Source organism: Streptomyces sp. NPDC006643, from assembly GCF_042870175.1.
Taxonomy (GTDB): Bacteria; Actinomycetota; Actinomycetes; order Streptomycetales; family Streptomycetaceae; genus Streptomyces.
In genome coordinates, this window is record NZ_JBIAHA010000011.1 from 183,979 (window position 1) to 202,328 (window position 18,350).

At 70.3% G+C, this 18,350-nt stretch carries 21 protein-coding genes; 2 read left to right on the plus strand and 19 right to left on the minus strand.

Going from position 1 to position 18,350, the window contains the following annotated elements; all coding sequences use genetic code 11:
• Nucleotides 1-75: 75 nt before the first annotated feature.
• Nucleotides 76-447: a helix-turn-helix domain-containing protein gene (locus ACFYNU_RS17085; protein ID WP_356594766.1), complete on the minus strand. Its 372-nt coding sequence runs from the start codon at nucleotides 445-447 to the stop codon at nucleotides 76-78.
• Between the two features lie 132 nt (nucleotides 448-579).
• Between ACFYNU_RS17085 and ACFYNU_RS17090 the strand changes: the two genes are divergently transcribed.
• Nucleotides 580-1,782, plus strand: a complete 1,203-nt coding sequence (locus ACFYNU_RS17090) for a winged helix DNA-binding domain-containing protein (RefSeq protein ID WP_356594764.1) — start codon at nucleotides 580-582, stop codon at nucleotides 1,780-1,782.
• 18 nt (nucleotides 1,783-1,800) lie between these two features.
• Here the strand turns inward: ACFYNU_RS17090 and ACFYNU_RS17095 are convergent, their stop codons facing one another.
• On the minus strand, nucleotides 1,801-2,598 hold the full coding sequence (locus ACFYNU_RS17095) for a class I SAM-dependent methyltransferase (RefSeq protein WP_356594763.1): 798 nt from the start codon (nucleotides 2,596-2,598) through the stop codon (nucleotides 1,801-1,803).
• A gap of 41 nt (nucleotides 2,599-2,639) precedes the next feature.
• Nucleotides 2,640-3,581 (minus strand): A24 family peptidase, encoded by a 942-nt coding sequence (locus ACFYNU_RS17100; protein ID WP_356594794.1) that lies wholly within the window; start codon nucleotides 3,579-3,581, stop codon nucleotides 2,640-2,642.
• Nucleotides 3,582-3,706: 125 nt separating this feature from the next.
• On the opposite strand from ACFYNU_RS17100, the gene ACFYNU_RS17105 reads away from it, so the two are divergent.
• A complete protein-coding gene (locus ACFYNU_RS17105; RefSeq protein ID WP_356594761.1) occupies nucleotides 3,707-4,060 on the plus strand; it encodes a DUF192 domain-containing protein in 354 nt (117 codons plus the stop codon).
• Between the two features lie 16 nt (nucleotides 4,061-4,076).
• Here the strand turns inward: ACFYNU_RS17105 and ACFYNU_RS17110 are convergent, their stop codons facing one another.
• The 16 genes from ACFYNU_RS17110 to ACFYNU_RS17185 all read right to left on the minus strand — a co-directional run bounded on the left by ACFYNU_RS17110 (nucleotide 4,077) and on the right by ACFYNU_RS17185 (nucleotide 18,350).
• On the minus strand, nucleotides 4,077-4,892 hold the full coding sequence (locus ACFYNU_RS17110; protein ID WP_356594759.1) for a hypothetical protein: 816 nt from the start codon (nucleotides 4,890-4,892) through the stop codon (nucleotides 4,077-4,079).
• Between the two features lie 79 nt (nucleotides 4,893-4,971).
• Nucleotides 4,972-5,610, minus strand: a complete 639-nt coding sequence (locus ACFYNU_RS17115) for a hypothetical protein (protein WP_356594757.1) — start codon at nucleotides 5,608-5,610, stop codon at nucleotides 4,972-4,974.
• A gap of 7 nt (nucleotides 5,611-5,617) precedes the next feature.
• Complete coding sequence (locus ACFYNU_RS17120) at nucleotides 5,618-7,123, minus strand: polymorphic toxin-type HINT domain-containing protein (RefSeq protein WP_356594755.1); 1,506 nt, start codon at nucleotides 7,121-7,123, stop codon at nucleotides 5,618-5,620.
• A 241-nt stretch (nucleotides 7,124-7,364) separates the two neighbouring features.
• Nucleotides 7,365-7,604 (minus strand): hypothetical protein, encoded by a 240-nt coding sequence (locus tag ACFYNU_RS17125; protein ID WP_356594753.1) that lies wholly within the window; start codon nucleotides 7,602-7,604, stop codon nucleotides 7,365-7,367.
• Between the two features lie 284 nt (nucleotides 7,605-7,888).
• Nucleotides 7,889-8,554, minus strand: coding sequence for an OmpA family protein (locus ACFYNU_RS17130; RefSeq protein WP_356594751.1), 666 nt, complete (start codon nucleotides 8,552-8,554; stop codon nucleotides 7,889-7,891).
• Entirely contained in the window at nucleotides 8,554-9,078 is a 525-nt protein-coding gene (locus tag ACFYNU_RS17135) for a hypothetical protein (RefSeq protein WP_356594749.1), read from the minus strand. The genes ACFYNU_RS17130 and ACFYNU_RS17135 overlap by 1 nt, the downstream gene beginning before the upstream one ends.
• A 98-nt stretch (nucleotides 9,079-9,176) precedes the next feature.
• Nucleotides 9,177-9,827 (minus strand): pilus assembly protein TadG-related protein, encoded by a 651-nt coding sequence (locus tag ACFYNU_RS17140; RefSeq protein WP_356594747.1) that lies wholly within the window; start codon nucleotides 9,825-9,827, stop codon nucleotides 9,177-9,179.
• Nucleotides 9,824-10,039 carry a hypothetical protein gene (locus ACFYNU_RS17145; RefSeq protein ID WP_356594745.1) on the minus strand — a complete coding sequence of 72 codons (216 nt, stop codon included), beginning with the start codon at nucleotides 10,037-10,039 and terminating at the stop codon, nucleotides 9,824-9,826. Before ACFYNU_RS17145 ends, ACFYNU_RS17140 begins: the two co-directional genes overlap by 4 nt.
• Nucleotides 10,040-10,230: 191 nt before the next feature.
• Complete coding sequence (locus ACFYNU_RS17150) at nucleotides 10,231-11,337, minus strand: response regulator transcription factor (RefSeq protein ID WP_356594743.1); 1,107 nt, start codon at nucleotides 11,335-11,337, stop codon at nucleotides 10,231-10,233.
• 93 nt (nucleotides 11,338-11,430) lie between these two features.
• The gene (locus ACFYNU_RS17155; protein WP_356594741.1) at nucleotides 11,431-12,765 is read right to left on the minus strand and encodes a histidine kinase; all 1,335 of its coding nucleotides are present in this window, start codon (nucleotides 12,763-12,765) and stop codon (nucleotides 11,431-11,433) included.
• Between the two features lie 58 nt (nucleotides 12,766-12,823).
• A complete protein-coding gene (locus ACFYNU_RS17160; RefSeq protein WP_356594739.1) occupies nucleotides 12,824-13,708 on the minus strand; it encodes a DUF5936 domain-containing protein in 885 nt (294 codons plus the stop codon).
• 14 nt (nucleotides 13,709-13,722) lie between these two features.
• A complete protein-coding gene (locus ACFYNU_RS17165; protein WP_356594737.1) occupies nucleotides 13,723-14,661 on the minus strand; it encodes a type II secretion system F family protein in 939 nt (312 codons plus the stop codon).
• Between the two features lie 111 nt (nucleotides 14,662-14,772).
• Nucleotides 14,773-16,113: a CpaF family protein gene (locus ACFYNU_RS17170; protein WP_356594735.1), complete on the minus strand. Its 1,341-nt coding sequence runs from the start codon at nucleotides 16,111-16,113 to the stop codon at nucleotides 14,773-14,775.
• Nucleotides 16,114-16,194: 81 nt separating this feature from the next.
• Complete coding sequence (locus ACFYNU_RS17175; protein WP_356594733.1) at nucleotides 16,195-16,623, minus strand: TadE family protein; 429 nt, start codon at nucleotides 16,621-16,623, stop codon at nucleotides 16,195-16,197.
• A 1-nt stretch (nucleotide 16,624) separates the two neighbouring features.
• Nucleotides 16,625-17,086: a TadE family protein gene (locus ACFYNU_RS17180; protein ID WP_356594731.1), complete on the minus strand. Its 462-nt coding sequence runs from the start codon at nucleotides 17,084-17,086 to the stop codon at nucleotides 16,625-16,627.
• 16 nt (nucleotides 17,087-17,102) lie between these two features.
• Entirely contained in the window at nucleotides 17,103-18,350 is a 1,248-nt protein-coding gene (locus tag ACFYNU_RS17185; RefSeq protein WP_356594729.1) for an AAA family ATPase, read from the minus strand.

Below are 18,350 nucleotides of genomic sequence, written 5' to 3' on the forward strand. Positions count from 1 at the left end.
GGGCCTGAGGCCGCTGTCCAGGGCTTCTGATTGGCGAGAAGTCGCCACCCGATGGGAGTAGTCGGGGGGGGCGGTTCAGACGGCGGCGACTCTCCCCACCGCCTTCTCCTTGTTCGCGACGATGGCGTCCATGTTGGTGTGGCCCCACTCGCCGAGCGGCACCAGCGCCGCGTTCAGCGCCCGCCCCAGCTCGGTGAGGGAGTACTCGACGCGCGGGGGCACCTCGCGGTAGACCTCGCGCTTCACGATGGAGTCGGACTCCAGCTCGCGCAGTTGCTGGATGAGCACCTTCTCGCTGACCCCGACGATGTGCCGGCGCAGTTCGCCGAAGCGCAGCACGTCGCCGGCGTCCAGCGCCCACAGGATCATCGGCTTCCACTTGCCGCCGACGACGGCGACGGCCGCGTCGAGACCGCAGCTGAAGGGGCTTTCGGGCTGTCCTGTCACTGCCAACTCCTCGCCAGATGCCGATACTTACCTTTGCGGCAGTACTCCGTCACAGGGAAGTGTACGAGAGGGTCGGAGGGGGCGGCCGAATGCGGTCGGGAACTGTCCTAAAGGCTTCCTAGGGTGGGCCGTATGACGACGAAGAACAGCGAATCCGGCGCCGGAACCGGTGGCGTGCGGGTGACTTGGGCCGCCGCCAACGCCCGGCGGCTGGCCAGGCAGGGGCTCGCCGCACCCATGGACGGCGGCCCCGCCGCCGTCACCGCCGCCATGGTCGGCGCCCACGCGCAGGTCCTGTCGGCGGCCGAACAGTCGGTGGCGCTGCGGCTGGCCGGCGGCGCGACGCGGGAGTCGGTGCGGACCGCCCTGTGGCAGGACGGCAGCCTGGTCAAGACGTACGGGCCGCGCGGCACCGTACATCTGCTGCCCTCCGCCGACCTGCCGCTGTGGACCGGCGCGCTCTCCGCCCTGCCTGCCGGACGCAACTCCATGCCGCCGGCTGTGCGCATGAGCGAGGACGAGACGGACCAGGTCGTCGGCGCCATCGCCGACGCGCTGGCCGACGACGACCTGACCGTCGACGAGTTGACCGACGAGATCGTGGCGCGCACGGGCCCGTGGGCCGGGGACCGGGTCATGGACGCGTTCCAGACGAAGTGGCCGCGGTGGCGGCAGATGACCCACACGGCGGCGCACCGCGGCGCGCTCTGCTTCGGGCCCAACCGGGGGCGGAAGGTCACGTACACCAACCCGCACCGGCTGCTGCCGGGGTTCACACCGCTGCCGGGACCGGTGGCGCTGGCCGGGCTGGTGGAGCGTTATCTGTACGCGTACGGCCCCGCCACCCCGCAGCACTTCGCCAAGTGGCTCACGGCTCCGGTCGGTTGGGCCGGTGAGCTGTTCGACAGGCTCGCCGCGCAGGGCCGCACGGAGCGCGTCGACCACACGGGCGGCCCGGCGTGGGTGGTGGCCGGTGACACGGACTTCCCGGCCGCGCGGCCGGACCCGGGCGTACGGCTCCTGCCCTACTTCGACGCCTTCACCATCGCGTCCCAGCCGAGGACACGGCTCTTCGCGGGCGCGGCGTACGAGCGGGCGCTCGCGGGCGGGCAGGCCGGGAACTTCCCCGTGCTGCTGATCGACGGGGTCGTCGCCGGGGTGTGGCACCAGCGCCGCTCCGGGAAGTGGCTCGACGTGACGGTGGAACCGCTGCCCGGCACGCTGCCCGCCGCGCGGCGCGCGGAACTTGAGGAGCAGGTGGAGCGGACGGGCGAGATCCTTCGGGGCACGCCGCGGCTGACGGTCGGACCGGTGTCGGTGGGCGCGCACGCGTAGGGAGGTGCGGGCCGTCTCTCAGGAGGGCTTGACCGCCTCGATCAGAAAGCGGGTCGTGGTGGCCACGAAGGGGCCGTCCGTCTCGATACGGCGGTGCAGGGCGGCGAGTTGGTCCCGGTACCCGCCGACCGTGAAGCCGGGCACCATCCAGATCACCTTCCGCAGGAAGTAGACGACGGCGCCGATGTCGTGGAACTCGGTGCGCAGCGACGCCGTCCGCAGATCCACCACGTCGAGCCCCGCCGCCTCCGCCGCCGCCCTGGCCCGCTCCGGGTCGCGCGCGGCGCGGCCCTCGGGCGGCTGCGGCCCGTGGAAGTACTCGACCAGTTCGAAGACGCTGGCCGGGCCGACCTCCTGGGAGAAGTAGCCGCCGCCGGGCCGCAGGACCCGGGCGATCTCGGTCCACCACGCGCGCACCGGGTGGCGGCTGACGACGAGATCGAACGCCGCGTCCGCGGAGGGCAGCGGCGGTTCGTCGTCGTCGCTCACGACGGCCACGCCGAGGGGGTGCAGGAGGGCGGTGGCGCGGGCGACGTTCGGCGGCCAAGCCTCGGTGGCCACGGTCAGCGGCGGCAGCTTCGGTACGGAGGCGAGGACTTCACCACCGCCGGTCTGGATGTCCAGCGCGGCGGTGGCACGGCTCATCCGCTCGGCCATGGCACGGGCGTAGCCCCACGGGGGCCGCTCCTCCGTCGCCCGCCCGTCCAGCCAGGAGAAGTCCCAACCGTCGACGGAGACGGCTTCGGCCTCGGCGATCAGGTCGTCGAAGGTACGGGAGCGGGGGCTCGGGTGGGGGCGGCCGGGCTCGGTGGGCATGGGGAGATGGTGACAGGAACGCCGTACGGGCCGCGAACGGTTTAGGCGGCGAGCGCGCCGAGCACCACACCGACCAGCGCCCCGGCGATCATGAAGGGGCCGAAGGGGATCGCGGACTTGCGGTTCGCCCGGCGCAGGGCCATCAGCCCGAGGCCGTACAGCGAGCCGAACAGAAACCCGGCGAACGCGCCGACGAACAGCACCAGCCAGCCGTACCAGCCGAGCACGACGCCGAGCGAGAGCGCGAGCTTGACGTCGCCGAAGCCCATGCCGTTCGGGTTGATCAGGAAGAGGACGAAGTAGCAGGCCCCGAGCACGAGTCCGCCCAGGAGCGCGGCCGGCCAGGAGCCGCCGTCCTCCGGGAGGAGCGCGGCGATCCCGAGCAGCACGGCGGAGGCCGCGGCGAGCGGGAGGGTCAGCTGGTCGGGGAGCCGGTGCACATTGCGGTCGACGAGCGCGAGCAGTACGGCGAAGGGTGCGAGCAGCAGCCAGACGGCGAGTTCGGGGCGGGGGCCGGTGGCGGCGGCGAGGACGCCGCAGACGAGGGCGGTGCCGAGGGTGACGGGGAGGGAGGGGACGTAGCGCGCGCCGCGCAGGACGGGTGCGGGGTCTTCGTCGGAGGTGCCGTCGTCTGCGGCTGTGTCCGCGTGTGCGTGTGCGGCGGTGTCCGCGTGTGCGGCTGTGTCCGCGTGTGCGGGCATCAGGGCCTCGCCGGCCTCCGCCCGCCCCGGGGACGCGGTGGCCGCGGAGTCCGTACGCCCGGCCCCGCCGGCGGCCGTGACCACGCCGCCCGCCGCCGCGCAGGTCGTACAACCTGCCGTTCCCAGCCAGCCGTTGGCGGGCCCGGTGATCGGGTGTCCGGCCTCGCAGCTGTCGCGGTACGCGGCCTCCGGCTCGACGGAGAGCCGGTACGCGGCGCGCGGCAGGAGCAGCCCGGTGGCCGAGCCCCAGAGGACGGCGACGACGATCAGCGTGGCGTACACAGGGTCGACCTTAGAGCCGTCCACGGCGCGGCTCATAGGTCCAGGGGCCCACATCGGGCGGTCTCCGGGCCCAGTTCCGGCCGTCCCGGCGGAGAGCCGTGCGGTCGGGTCGTATGGTCGGCGCCATGGGCAAATGGCAGAACGGCAGGGGCAGAATGACGGTCGAGGGCCGGGACGAGCCGGTGGAGCTGGAGATCGCCGCCTCGTACGGCACACGGCGGCGCGGCCTGCTCGGGCGGACCGGGCTCGACGGTGCGCTGCTGATCACGCCGTGCAGCAGTGTGCACACGTTCCGGATGGGCTTCACGATCGATGTGGCGTATCTGGACAAGGAGTTGAGGGTCGTGGACGTCCACACCCTGAAGCCCGGCCGGCTGCCGCTCCCCCGGTTGCGGGCCCGGCATGTGCTGGAGGCGGAGGCGGGCGAGATGGAACGGTGGGGTGTGCGGCCGGGCGTACGGCTGACGGTGGACGCGTAGTCCCGCGCCGGGCGCGCTACTTGAGCTTCGCCGCCTGGGTGGCGAGCAGGATCGACGGGATCTCCGGGGTGGCGGCGCCCTCGAAGTTCGCGGTGTAGAAGGTCGCGACCGTGCCGCCCACGCGTACGACATGGAACACCAGCGGCACCGGGTCGCCCTCGAAGTCGCCCGTCACCACATACGCGAGAGTGTCGTCGCCCGCCTTGGGGACGTCGACGCGCCGGACGGCCGAGTACGTCGACGGGCTGTCCGCGCCGCTTCCCCCGAAGCCGTCCTCGCAGGCCTTGACCGCGTCGCCCAGCCGGCTGAGCAGCGTGGCGGCGCCCCGCGTGCCGTGGGTGGTGAGGAATTCGGAGATGGCGGGGCGGCCGGTCCTCGCGCCGATGAGCTGGCGGTAGACGGCCGCCGAGGCCTCGGGCTCGGGCCGGCCGTTGATCATCGCGGTCAGCGGGGCGCAGTCGGGGTCGTCGGCCGTCTCGCCCTGCGCGGGGGGACCGCCCATCGGCTCCACCTTGAACGTCGACACGTCGCCGGTGGCCAGTACCGCCGTGTCCAGCTCGGCCTCGGTCAACTCCTTGCCGCCGCCGGCGCCGACGCCCTTCACCTTGGGATCGACCGTCTTCGGCTGCTCCTCCAGGGCCGGCGGTTCGGAGACCTGACCCGGGTCCTTCGGGTCGTTCGGGTCCTTCGCCTCCGTCGTGGCGCTGGCCGCGGCGTCCGGTTTCCGTGGCTTGTCGGAGTCCTCGTCGCCGCTGTCCGCGCCGCCGCACGCGGTGGTGAGTCCCAGTACGAGCACGGTCAGGGCGGCGACCGTGCCGGTGCGGCGTGACATACGCGCCGTCCGCGTCCTCATCGAAATCCCCTCTCTCGCTTCCCGCTCTCCTGGCCTCGGCCGGCCGGGCCCCCGCCGATCAGCCGAGCTTGTCGAGGTCCAGCTCGATTCCGACCGGTGTGGAGAGCCGGCCGGTGAAGCATTCGTGCCAGGCCCGTTCGACCACCGACAGCCGGTCTCTGGCCTCCCCCTTCGGCAGGATGTTGGCCTTCGCCCGGGTCAGATGGCGCCTGGCCTCGGCCGTTTCGCCGCGTTTCGCGAGGAGCCGGCCGAGCCAGGCGTTGTTCGAGACGAATTCCGGCGCGCGTTCGACCGATTCCGAGATGAGCCGGAAGGTGAGTTCCCGGTCACTGCTTCCGACGCCGTTCCATTCGTTGATCGCCGCCAAGTGCATGGCCGCCATGGGCCGATAGGCGGATTCCACCGGAACGGCGGTCAGCAGGCGCCGCGCCTTTTCGATGCTCTCGTCGTCCATCAGCAGATGCAGCGCGCTGTGGGAGTGGAGCAGTACGGCACGGGGATTCCCCTCGTCCGCGGTGACCAGGTCTCCCACCATGGCCACCGCCGCGTCCTCCTCGTCGAACCACTCAAGGCCGAACACGACCTGCACATAGTCGAGTTGGCGCTCGGCCGTGCCTTCCTCCCGCGCGAGCCGCTTGACCGCGGCGCGCTCGGAGTCGTACCGGTCCTGCTGCTTCCGCTGCTCCTGCTGATCCATCGGATGACTACCTCGGGCGTTTGGCCGGGATGAATGCCGTACTGATCCTGACGACGCCGTTGACCATACGCCCACGAATGGTGACGGTTTCGCCGTCGATGACACGGTCCAGTTCGAACTCCCCCGGCCGGCCTCCGGGCTTCTGTGTCATCGGTCCGTCGCCCAGACTGTCCACGATCTTCTTCATCGCCCCTTCACGGCCGCCCGAATTCCTCACCAGGTCCTGGAAACCGTGATCCTCCTTGTTGAACACATGGTCGAGGACCTTCTCGGTGTTGTTGGCCTCGTACGCCTCGTCGAGCTGCTTGCGCGTCAGCGGTTCGCAGATGTCCTGGTTGTGGACCAGGACCGGGGCGGATCCGACGTAGACGTAGTACGTGTGGATACCGCTGACGGTGAGGTCGTGCGTGGTCTGCCGCTCGGTGCGGCGGGCGACGGCGGTGACCTCCAGGGACGTACCGGAGGGCGTACGGAGGTGGTCGCCGGCCTCGATGTCCCCGGCGTCCGCCCAGCGCCGCTGGTCGCTCAGCCAGAACGGGTGCGTGTCGGTGGCCGTGACGGCGGCCGGTCCGCTGCTCGTGGCGACGGTGAGGCGGGTGAAGTCCTTGTCGTCGTGGGTGGTGATGGTCCGCTCGACCGTCCGGGCCGCTGTCCGGCCGGTCCCGGGGTCGGTGGCGACGACGCGCATACCGACCCGGATCTTGTCGATGGCCAGACGTCTGCCGTCGGCAAGCAGCACAGGAGTCCCGGGCAGGAAGCTGTGGTTGACGGCGCAGGACCCCGGGCTGTCGCCGTCCTTGGGTTTGTCCTTCTTCTCCTGGTCGAGTCTGCGTCTGGCGTCGGCGAGTCCGTCCTCCGCGTCGTCGACCCGCTTGCGGTTCTTGATCAGCCCCTTGAGGCCGTCGTACAGGTCCCCGCCGTGCTTCTTGAGCTTCTTGACCAGCTCAACGGCTTTCTTCCACTTCCACGGGGCCCCGTACTTCGCCGCCAGCTTGCCCACGGCGCCGCCGACGATGCTGAGAAGCACATTGACCAGGGTTTCCGTGCAGGCGCCCATGTCGCCCTTGGTGATGCAGTCCAGCGCGTCCGTGATGCCGAGCTCGTCGGCCAGGATCCTGGCGAGTTCCTTCGCCGCTTCCTTCGTCTTGTCGCTGTCGCTCTTCTCGGCGGCCTGAGCGTCCTGAAGCTCTTTCAGCGCCGCGTCGTAGTCCAGCTCGACCTGTGACTTCCCACCGTCGCCGGGGTCGCCGTCCGCGCCGTTGCCGCCGTCGGCCGCGCCGTCGGCGGGAATCTCTTCCCCGCCGCCGTCGTCGTCCTCGGCGACCGTGCCACTGCCACCACCGCAGTCACCACCGCCGGTGATCCGGCAGACCTGCGTGCTGATCCCCTCGGCAAGGGCCGGCCCGACCCCCGTACCGACCAACGCGCCCACGATCGCCGCGACAACGACGACCAGGCCGACGTACTCGATCGCCCCCTGGCCGCGCTGCGAGCTGCGCAGGGCCCCCAGCAACCTGACGCCGGTCCGTGGCAGAGCGCCCCGAACCCGACGCCGAATCCGGCGTACTACCCCCGATGACACCATAAGGGCGACGTTACGACGCCGACCTGTTCCGGTCATGGGCCCGAGGACCCAACGGCGGACTCATAGCGGGCGGAAGACGCGGGTCAGGGCAAGCGGGGCAGGGCAAGAGAAAGCCCGTCGGCATCGATCAGCGATGCCGACGGGCCTGCTCTGCGGAGGTTGTGGGGGGTTACTCTCCGCCGCCAAGGATCTCGTCAACGGTGTTCGAAAGGCCCTCGGCGATCGACTCGTCGACGCCGGAGCCGACGATGGCCGCGATGATGAGCGCCACGAGCACGATCACACCGACGTACTCGACCGCGCCCTGGCCCTTGTCGCCGCGCCGCTTCATCGCCGTGACAGCGGTGTTCGTCCACGTACCGACGTAGACCTTGACGTTGGCGGCGGCCTTCAGCGTGACGTTCGACATGAGATTCCCCTTTGTGTCGGCCGGCCGGCGACCGGCCAACTCGTACGAGTCTTCGATGCCGTCCGCGCTTCCGGCTTCCTCCTGGCCGGTCTCGCTGGCGACATGAGAAACGTACGGCGGCACCGGACCCCCCGCATAGGCCCCAAGGCCCAAACCCCGGGCCCAAAGGGCGCCTTGGGCCTGACAGGCGCGCGGGATGGGACGGGGCGGACACGCGACACGGCCGGGGCGTATGTGACATCCATACGACACCGGCCGTGTGAGCACGACGTGGCACGGGCGGGTCAGCTCTGGGAGCTGTCCACCTCGCCGCGCGGGAAGGAGATCTCCACGCGGCGGTTCTTCTTGCGGCCTTCCTCGTTGCTGTTGTCCGCGATCGGGTACTGCTCGCCGTAACCCCGGATCTCGTACGTGATCCCGGCGGCGGCCAGTTCCTTCTCCAGGACTCCGTGCACGGCCTCCGCGCGCTGCTTGGAGAGGACGTCACCGTGGGCGGACGAGCCCAGGTTGTCGGTGAAGCCGAAGACCCGGACCTTCTGGGCGCCCTGCTTCTCGATCTCCGCCGCCACGGCGGCGATACGGGCGTTGGCCGCGCTGGAGAGCTTCGCGCTGTCCTTGCCGAAGAGGACCTCGGCCTGGAGGGCGAACTTCACCGACTCGCTGGTGTCCTCACGGCGTTCCTCGCCCCCCTCCGACTCGACGACGGAGATGAGCGGAAGCACCTTCGCCGGCGCGAGCGTGGCGCCGTCCCGGAGCTTGAGCCCGGTGGACTCGCCGTTGACCTCGGGCGGCGGTGAGGTCGCCTCGGTGCCCGGCGGGGTGCTCGGCGTCTCGTCGGCGTACGCGCCCGTGGCCATGGTGAATTGCACGCTGGTGAACAGCACGGCCGCGGCGATGGCGGCTGCCGCAGGCCGGGCGCAGGCCCGGCTCTTGCGTGCGGTCGCAGGCATCAGGAGATCTCAATCGTCGCGGCGGGCATGGAGGGCATCAGGAGATCGACCTCGGTGGTGCCCTCCGGGGGCGCCGGGAACTGGGCGAAGACGCCGATGTTCTCATTGGCCTTCAAGGACGAGATGCCCGTCGTGGTCAGCGGATAGCCCTCGGTGTCGCGCAGCACGTAGTAGCGCTTCTTCTCCTTCTTGTCCACGAGTGTCAGACCCGCCAACGACCTGCCGGTCCGCCGGACCTGGCTCTCGTCACCGTTCCAGGAGATCGGGGCGCCCACTCGCTCCCCGGTCGTGTTCTTGATCGTCCCGGTCACCGTCAGAAAACCGTCCTGGTCACGGACGGCGGTGTGCACGACCAGCTGGATGCCGTCGTTGCCGTTGATGGTGGCGAGGGTCTGGCTGGTGTCGGGCACCGTGTCGCCGCCGCCGTTGTCGTCGTCGTTCGACTTGTCCCCGCTCGGGGCGGACGACGACGCGCCGTCGTCCTTCGCGCCGTCGTCGCCACTGCCGCACGCCGTCAGAGACACGGTCAGCGCCAAGGCCGCGAGGGCGCAACCCGCGGCCCTACGGGCCTTCGTTCCATGCCGCATATTCATCAGTGTTGATCCTTTGCGTTCACTCGCGGTCAGTCTTCGGCCAGTCGGACGGAGAACAGGACAGACATGTCGGGCAGCACCAGATTTTCGGGGTCCAGATCGAGGGGGTTGCCGTCACAGACGAGTTCACCGGGCAGCGAAGGCTCCTCCTCCTCGCCCTCCTCGGGCTCGGAGTCCTCTCCCCCGTCGTCGTCCTCCACCGCCGGCCTGAACTCGCAGCGGGGTACGACGACCGCCGTGGCCGTGGCCCTGGCTCGTTTGTCCTCGGTGCCGGGCAGGATGCTCTCGCCCATCGGTTCGAGGGTTTCGACCTCGACGGTGAAGCCCCATCGGCCACCGCCGGCCCTATCGCATCCGCGCTGCGACAGCCGCACATCGTTCTTCTCCGCGAGGAGCCGGGCCTCCTGGCAGCCGACGAAGGGGCCGCTCGGGCTGCCGTTGAAGATGTCGTCGAGATAGCCGGGGGTGAAGAAGTTGGCGAGCAGCTCGATCCCGAACTGGTCCCGGGATTCCTGCGCCACCGCCAGCGCTGCCGCGTCGGCGCCGGACTGCGCGCCGTTGCGCGTGGCGCCCGCCTGGCCCACCGCGAAGAACGCGAGCGCGAGAAAGAGCAGGCCCGTCACCATCGTGACGTAGATGGGAGCGGCCTGCCCGGTCTCACGGGTGGTGCGTCGGGTCACTCGCCCCCGCCGAGAATCTCGCCCACCGTGTTCGAGAGACCCTCCGCGATCGACTCGTCGACGCCCGAGCCGACGATCGCCGCGATGATCAGCGACACCAGCACGAGGACCCCGACGTACTCGACCGTGCCCTGACCCTTGTCGCTCCGGCGTCTCAGCGCCTTGACGCCGGTCTTGACGTGGGTGGCGGCCTTCAGCGTGACCTTCGACATGAGATTCCCCCTCGTACGAGTCCTGGATGCCGCCCGTGAATCCGGCTTCCTCCCGGCCGGAGTCGTTGGCGGCAGGAGAAACATACGGCTGAGGGAGGCCCTCGACCAACTGTCCGAAGGCCCAACTCGGGCCCCGGACGCTCGACTTGGTTCTCTTCTCGGCAGCCCGGTCCCCGGGGCCCGAAGCGCGCTCAGCCACGACCGGCCGACCCCCCTCGTGTCCCGTGCCAGAAGGCGATCGCCTCGCCCCGGCTCCCCGCGTTCAGCTTGGCGAAGATGCGGTTGATGTGGTTCTTGACGGTCTTCTGGCTGATGAAACAGGCGGAGGCGATCTGCTGATTGGTCATGCCCGACGCGATCAGATCCATGATCTCCACCTCCCGCTGGCTCAGCTCCGAGTAGAGGCCGTCCGGTGCCCCGGTCGCCCCGGCCGCACCGGGCATCCCCGACGCCGCCTGTCCTTGAGGAGAATGTGCCATATTCGCTTGCGAAAGCGAAGGCCCTTGAGCAAATTGTTGCGGGTTCAACTCCCGATCAACAGGTGTTACTTGCCGGTTTGTCGGAGAAACGTACGGCGGGTGCCCATGACCGGCGTGTGCGTTTGCAGATGAATGGACCGGCGGGGCGGGCTGGTAGCCGGGGCCGGTGAACGCCGTGCCGAGTCCCTCGGGCAGCGCGCCGGAGCCCGGGTCCGTACCGCCGCCGCCCCGCACGCTCGCCAGCAGCGCGCTGGAGGCGGAGTGGGTGAAGTGGGCCCGGCCCTGCTTGATGTCCCTTACGGCGGCGACCAGTTGGTCGGCGGTGAACTCGCCGTGGACGAGATAGCCGCCCGCGCCGAGCCGCAGCGCCTCGTGGACGATCTCGCTCTCGCGGCTGTACGTCATCATCAGGACCGGCGCGAGCCGCACCAGATGCGGCAGGGCGGAGATCCCGTCGACGCCCGGCATCCGGACGTCCAGCAGGATGACGTCCGGATGGTGCTGGACGGTCTGTTCGTACGCCTGGCGGCCGTCGGCCGCCTCCGCGGCGACCTCGATGTCGTCGCGGCCGGACAGCAGGACGGTGAGGCCCGCCCGTACGACCGGGTTGTCGTCGGCGATCACCACGCGCAGCGCGGGCGCCGTGGGCATCGGGCCCGGCAGGGCGGGGAATCCTCCGGATGCCGCCGGCGGTGCTGACGTGGGGACCCCGGCGGTGTGCTCCGAGCTGAGCGGTGTGGCGTGCGAGGACGAGTGCTGGGATACGTGTGACTGCTGCGTCCAGTGCTGCCCGGAGCTGCGCGAGTAATCGTCCGGCATGGCTGCGGCCTCCTCTCCATGGGTGGGGACGGTGGGTTGAGTGGGTCGGATGAATCGAGCGGGTCGGGCGGGTCTGGCAGGTCTGGCGGTTGGTCAGTTGAGCAGGGGTGCGGGGTGCTGCGGGTGCGCGTTCCGGGGCAGGCCCAGAGCGTTGAGCGAGAGTTCCAGCCGTACTTCCGTACCCCGCGCCGCCCGGCCCCTGCCGATGCGGATACGGGCCCCGATCGACGCCGCGCGCTCCACCATCCCGACGAGGCCGAAGTGACCGGCGCGGCGGAGGTCTTCGAGCGAGGTGCCGTCCGGCAGGCCCTTGCCGTCGTCGTACACGCTGATGCGCAGCACGTCGCGTACCACTCCGGCCGATACGTCGACGTACGTCGGGCTCGCGTGCCGTTTCGCGTTCTCCATGGCCTCGGTGGCGATGGTCAGGGCGTGCCGGGCCACGGCGTGCGGGATGGGCGGGCTCGCCGAGTCGCCGAGCCGCCGGAAGGCCGCCGGGAGGCCGTGGCGCCGGGTGAAGTCCTCGGTGCGCGCCCGGAGTTCGGCGACGACGTCGACTCCGCCGTCCAGACCGGACTCCCGGCGCAGGTCGGAGAGCAGTTCGCGGGACTCGGCGGCGGCGCGGCGGGCGGAGCGGGCGACCAGCTCGGCCTGGTGCTTGACGGTGAGCGGGTCCATCCGGTCCGCCGTGCTGGCGAGTCCGTCGGCGGCCATCGCCAGTCCGTGCAGGGTCTTGGCGACCGAATCGTGCATCTCGCGGGCGAGCCTGGCGCGTTCCTCCTCGACCGCGCCGGTGACGGCGAGCCGGGCGCGGGCCTCGGTGAGGGCCTGGCTGGCGGTGCCGAAACCGAGCATCAGATTGCGCAGGGTGCTGCCCACGGCGCCGGCGATGACACACAGGCCGGGGAGCAGGAGGGCGCTGAATCCCACCTCGATCTCGGAGTTGACGGCGTAGGCGCCCGCCACGATCAGGGCTTGCAGGACCGCGAACAGGGCGGCGCCGCGCCAGCCGTAGACCAGCCCCGCCAGCAGCGGGGTGCAGATGGTGACGTACGCGAGTGTCGAGTCCGGGGATGCGGTGATCAGCAGCAGGGCACCGACCACCGAGTCCGCGGCCAGCAGCGCCGGGTGCCGCAGGAGGATGGGTCCGAAGCGTTCCCAGTCGCGGAACAGCAGGTACGACAGCATGAAGGTGGCGACCACGGCGGAGGCGACGAGCCAGGTGGCGAGACCCTGCGCGGTCCGTTGCAGCGCGAAGGGGGACGCCAGCGCGATCATCGCCAGCCGGAAACCGAACACCTGACGGCACAGCGCCTGGAGGGCGTTGATCTGAATCGGCAGTGACGGCACGTGCGAGGGCGTGCCGGCGGTCGAGCCGATGGGCTCGTTGCCGATACCACCTCTGAGGATGGCCATTCTCGCGGTCATGGTGACTCACCTCCTGCTCGGTCGTCGATGAGCTGTGCCCGGTCCGGCGCCGGTCGGGTCAGCCGAGGATGTTCCCGAAGTCGACGCCGGAGCCGTAGTAGAAGCTGAGAACGATGAGGATCATGGTGGCCGGGAGCATGACCATCGTGACGACGAGCGTGGTCTTCGGGACGGCCTTGGCGGCGTTGCGGCGGGCGTTCTGCGAGTCGGTGCGCCGCATGTCGTTGGCGATCTGGATCAGGGTGTCGACGATGGGCGCGCCCAGCTCCTCGCCCTGCTGGAGAGCGGTGACGAACATCGAGACCTGGTCGGAGTCGTTGCGCCTGCGCAGATGGTCGAAGGCCTCCCGGCGGCTCACACCCATGTCCATCTGGCGCAGGGTGATGCGCAGTTCGTCCGCCCACGGGCCCTTGTACCTCTCCGCGACGCGCTCCAGCGCCTGGCGGAAGCCGAGGCCGGCGGAGACGACGACTGCCAGGACGTCCAGGAAGTCCGGCAGGGTGCGCTCGATGTCGTCGCGGCGCTTGCGGATCGCCGCCCGGATGATGACGTCGGTCCAGACGAATCCGAAGACCAGGGCGAAGATGCCGAGGGGCAGCTGACCGCGGATCACCAGGGCGAAGCAGGCGAACGCCCCGAGGAAGCCGTAGACCGCGCGCCGTGCCGCGTAGCGGTCGACCGTCATACCGCCGGGGTTGCCGGCCATGTCGAGGCGGCGGCGGATGGCGTCGACGCGCTTCGGGCCCATCATGCGCAGCACGGAGGGGGCGTAGCGCATGCCGAGCCGGTCGATCCCGGAGCCGACCGCGGTGGTCCGGGTGGCGCCGACCTCCAGTGCGACGGCGAGGTCCCCGGGGAGTTTGGCGTCGGCCCGGTACAGGCGGATCCCCTGGAAGACGCCGTACACGGCGAGTCCCAGGACCGCTGCGAGTAGAAGTCCCATGTCGTAGCCCCCTCTCAGACCTGGATCCGGGACATCCGCCGGATGGCGATGTATCCGACGGCGTACAGCGCGAAGGCGAGGATGGTGCCGACCTGCCCGACCGTGGCACCGGTCATCTTGTCCAGCGCCCCTGGTGTCATGTTGTTGATCAGCAGGAGGAAGCCGAGACCGATCAGGGGCACCGCGAGTGCCGTGACCTGGATCTGTGAGAGCACGGTCTTGACCTCGCGCCGGGTCTCCTTGCGCTCTTCGAGCGTCTCCGTGAGGTTGCGCAGCGAGGTCACGACCTGGCCGCCGGCCCGGCTGGAGAGGACCAGTGTGGTGACGAGGACGACGAGTTCGCGGGACGGGAGCCGTTCGGCCAGCTCGTCCAGCGCGTCGTCCAGCGTGTGCCCGATGGCCAGTTGGTCGGCGACCTTGCGCAGTTCCTCACCCGCGGGATTGTCCAGCTCCTCCGACGCCATCACCAGTGCGGTGCGCATCGCGAGGCCCGCCTGGGTCGCGTTGGCGAGTACGCGTGTCAGCTCGGGCAGCTGGTTGATGAAGGCCTCGGTCCGCTTGACCCGCTGCCAGTTCAGGAACGCGTTGCCGCCCCACAGACCCGCCAGTGCGGCCAGTACGCCGAAGAACGTGGCGAAGATGGCACCGACGATGAAGTAGAGACCCAGCAGTCCCGCCGCCATGTAGACCAGATACTCGCCCGGCGTCAGATCGAGGCCGGTGACCGTGATCTTGCGTTCGACGCGCTTGCCGAAGGTCGTCCGGCGCAGCCGGCGGTCGAAGGCCCCGAAGCGGCGTTGCCGGCCGCCCGGCGTCAGCTGCCCCGTGTGGGACATCCGCTCGACGAGCGCCTCGTGTTGGGCCTTGCCCGATGCGTAGATGTGCACGCCGACGACGCCGAGCACACACGTGAGCAGTGTGATGCCGATCGTCAGGAGCGGAAGATTATCCATGTCGTGCGGGGACTTTCTGGGTGAGCGGCGGACAGGGGCGGTGGTCGGTGGCGGGCGCGGACGCGGGCCTGGGTGCGGGCGCGGGCCGGGGCTCGGGCGCGGGCGCGGGCATCAGGCGATCGCCTTGCGGACGGTCAGCTCGCCCTCGGCCTGCGCGACCCCGAAGGCGGGCGGGATGGCTTCTCCCCGCATGTAGAGGCGTTCCGCGATCCGGCGGGGCATGGGGTAGTACTCGAACTGCCCCTTGACCTGGCCGTCCGTGGTCATGGGCTCGGCGAGATAGCGGCAGACCGACACGATGCGGTACTCCTCACGGCCGTGCGAGTCGACGATGGCGATCTCGGTGAGCCGGCGGGAGCCGTCGGCGTGCCGGGTGAGCTGCACGATCACATCGACGGCGCTGTTGATCTGGTCCTTGATCGCCACGAAGGGGATCTCGACCTCCGACATGGATGCCAGGGTCTGCATACGCATCAGCGCGTCCTCGGCGCTGTTGGCGTGCACGGTCGCGAGCGAGCCGTCGTGACCGGTCGACATCGCCTGGAGCATGTCAAGCGTTTCGCCGCCACGGACCTCACCGACGATGATGCGGTCGGGGCGCATACGCAGGGAGTTGCGGACGAGGTCGCGAATGGTGACCTGGCCCTTGCCCTCCACGTTGGCGGGGCGGGTCTCCAGGGTGATGACGTGCGGCTGCTGGAGCTGGAGTTCGGCGGAGTCCTCGATGGTGACGATGCGCTCGCCGGACGGGATGAGAGCGGAGAGCGCGTTGAGGAGGGTCGTCTTGCCGGTGCCGGTGGCGCCGGAGACGATGACGTTGAACTTCGCGCGGACCAGCCCGGACAGCAGGAGCATCATCTGCTCGTCGAGCGAGCCGAGGGCGATCATCTCGGGGAGGGTGAACGCCCTCGGGAAGCGCCGGATCGTGAGGATCGGCCCGCTCAGGGACAGCGGCGGGATGATGACGTTGACACGCTCGCCGGACGGCAGTCGCGCGTCCACCATCGGATTCGCCTCGTCCACCCGGCGGTTGACGGTGGAGACGATGCGCTCGATGGTCTGCATCAGCTGTTCGTTGGAGGCGAACCGCATCGGCAGCATCTCCAGCCGGCCGCTGCGCTCCACGAAGACCTGCTCGTGGCCGTTCACCATGATCTCGCTGATGGAGGCGTCTTCGAGCAGCGGTTCCAGGATGCCGAGGCCGAGCGCCTCGTCGACGACGCGGCGGATGAGCTGGGAGCGCTCGCCGGAGGAGAGCACGGGGCCCTCGCGGCTGATGATGTGGCCGAGGACCCGCTCCAGCCTGGCCCGGCGTTCGGCCGCGGCCAGCGCGGACATCTCCGCGAGGTCGATCTCCTCAAGGAGCTTGGCCCGGTAGACGCCGACGAGCAGACTCTCCTCGCTGCGTCCGTTCGCCGGATCGGGGCTGCTGATGCGCGCCCTCAGGCTCATGTCCTCAACTCCCAGGTGGTGCCGGTGTGATGCTCGGGTGGTGCGTGCGTACGTGCCGTACACGCCGGTGGCTCACGCCGGTCAGTCGCAGGGCATCGTGGTGCTCCTCTCGGCGTCCTCGAAGTCGAAGACGTCCGGCAGGATCGACGGGACGGCGACGCGGGCGGTGACCTCGACCTCGTCGCCGAAGCACCAGGCCGAGTCGATGTCGGCGCCGTCGGCGAGCCAGTCGCTCATGGAGGCCCTGCCGACGTCCTTGTAGCCGCCGTCGTACTGGGACGCGGCGCGGGCGGCGGCGCGGGACGCCGTACCGGCCTGCTGGACGGCGTACGCGGCGAGGCCGAGCTGGATGGCGGCGAGGCCGACGAAGAGCAGGAGGGTGATGAGGCCGGCGAACTCGACGGCGGCCTGGCCGCGGTCGTCACGCGCCCTGTCCTCGGACCGGCCCCTGGCGCCGGCCCTGCCCCTGACCCTGTCGCTGTCCTGGGGCTGCGGAGATCGCTTCGGCATGTCAGCTCTCCCTCACGGCGGCCGACCGGCCCGGGACACTGGTGAACGGGATGTTGATCGATCCGGGGAAGAGGAACGGGATGTCGAGGTCGACCTCCGCCTTGACGAGGTCGCCGTCCTCCTGGCAGTGGATGTCGGCGCTCCAAGCCTCCGGCAGGTTCTTCTCGCCGGCCTCCCGGCACGCGTCGGTGCGCGTCCGGGGCGCCTCCGCCACGGTCCCGGCCCGGACCGCCTCGTCCGCCGCGTTGCCCGCGAGGGAGAAGGTGTAGCCGATCATCGCGGCCTGCCAGAGCAGGACGGCGGTGACCAGGATGAGCGGGATCACACCGGTGAACTCGACGGCGGCCTGACCGCGGTCGTCGCGAGCCCGCAGCGCGGCCCGGACGCGACGTACCCCGCCTCGTACGCCGCGCACGCGACGTACGCCGCCGCGCTCAGCTGTCCGTATCTGTGGATTGCCCATGGTTCAACGTGCCCCCTCAGCCTCGTCTTCCGCGCCGAACCCCGACCGAGCCCCGGTCCCCCTTGAACTTCCCCTGCTTCTGCGCGCCTTCGGGAATCTTCACCAGGCCCAGCTCGCCGGCGAGCGCCCAAAGCGCCTGCTTCACCGTCGACTTGGGCTCCAGGTCCTGCATCCGGCCCGCGTCGACCGCCGCGTGCAGCTCCTTGAAGTTGGCCGGGATGACGACCCGCGACACCTTGGTGCTGGTGATCTTCTCGATGAGCGGCGGCTGGATCTCGGTGTTCCGCATATAGCGGTTCACCACGATCGTCGTCTCCTCCGCCTTGCGGATCTGTAGCCGGTCCCAGAGCTTGACCATGCGCTTGGCCGCCCGTACCGCGACCACGTCCGGCGTGGCCACCAGCAGGGAGGTGTCGGCCATCTCGATCGCCGCCGCGTTCGCGCTCGTCGTCTGGGTGCCGCAGTCGACGATCACGACCTCGTAGCGGTTGCGCAGGGCGCTGACGATCTGGCGCACTGACCGGTCGTTTATCTCCTCGCCCCGCTCCCCCTCCCCCGGCGCGAGCAGCAGCCCGATACCGGTGTGGTGGGTGAACACCGCGTCCTGGAGCACGCGGGGCGAGATGTCCTGGATGGTGGCGAGGTCCACGATCGAGCGGCGGAACTGGACGTCCAGGTACGAGGCCACGTCACCGGCCTGGAGGTCCAGATCGGCGAGCGCCACCGACATGCCCGACGCCTTGGCGGCGAGGGCGAGTTGGACGGCGGTCACCGTCGTACCGACGCCGCCCTTCGCCCCGCTCACCGTGACGACGGTGCCACCGGGGCCGGTGAACACGTCGCCGCCGTGGCCGAGATGGCGCCGTACGCCCACGGACCAGGCCGCGGCGGCCTGGACGCGCTGGGCGAGTTCCTCGTACGAGAGGGGGAGGCCGACCAGCCCGCGCGCGCCCGAGTCCATCGCGGCCGAGAAGAGGCCGGGGCTCACGTCGGCGGTGACCAGGATGACCCCGACCGCCGGGAAACGGAGCGCCACCTCCCGGATCAGCTCCAGTGCCGGGACCGGACCGATCCGCTCATGTACCAGAACTACTTCCGGAAGTTCGTCGATCGACTCGGTGGCCAGCCTGGCCAGGGTGTCGATCAGCGAGGTCGAGTCACCGACCGGCCCGGCCGGCTCCGCGTCGGGGAGCTGGCTGAGCAGGGTGGTGATGGATCTGGCGGCGTCGGCATCGCCGACGACCGGAAGGATTCTGGTCGTCAT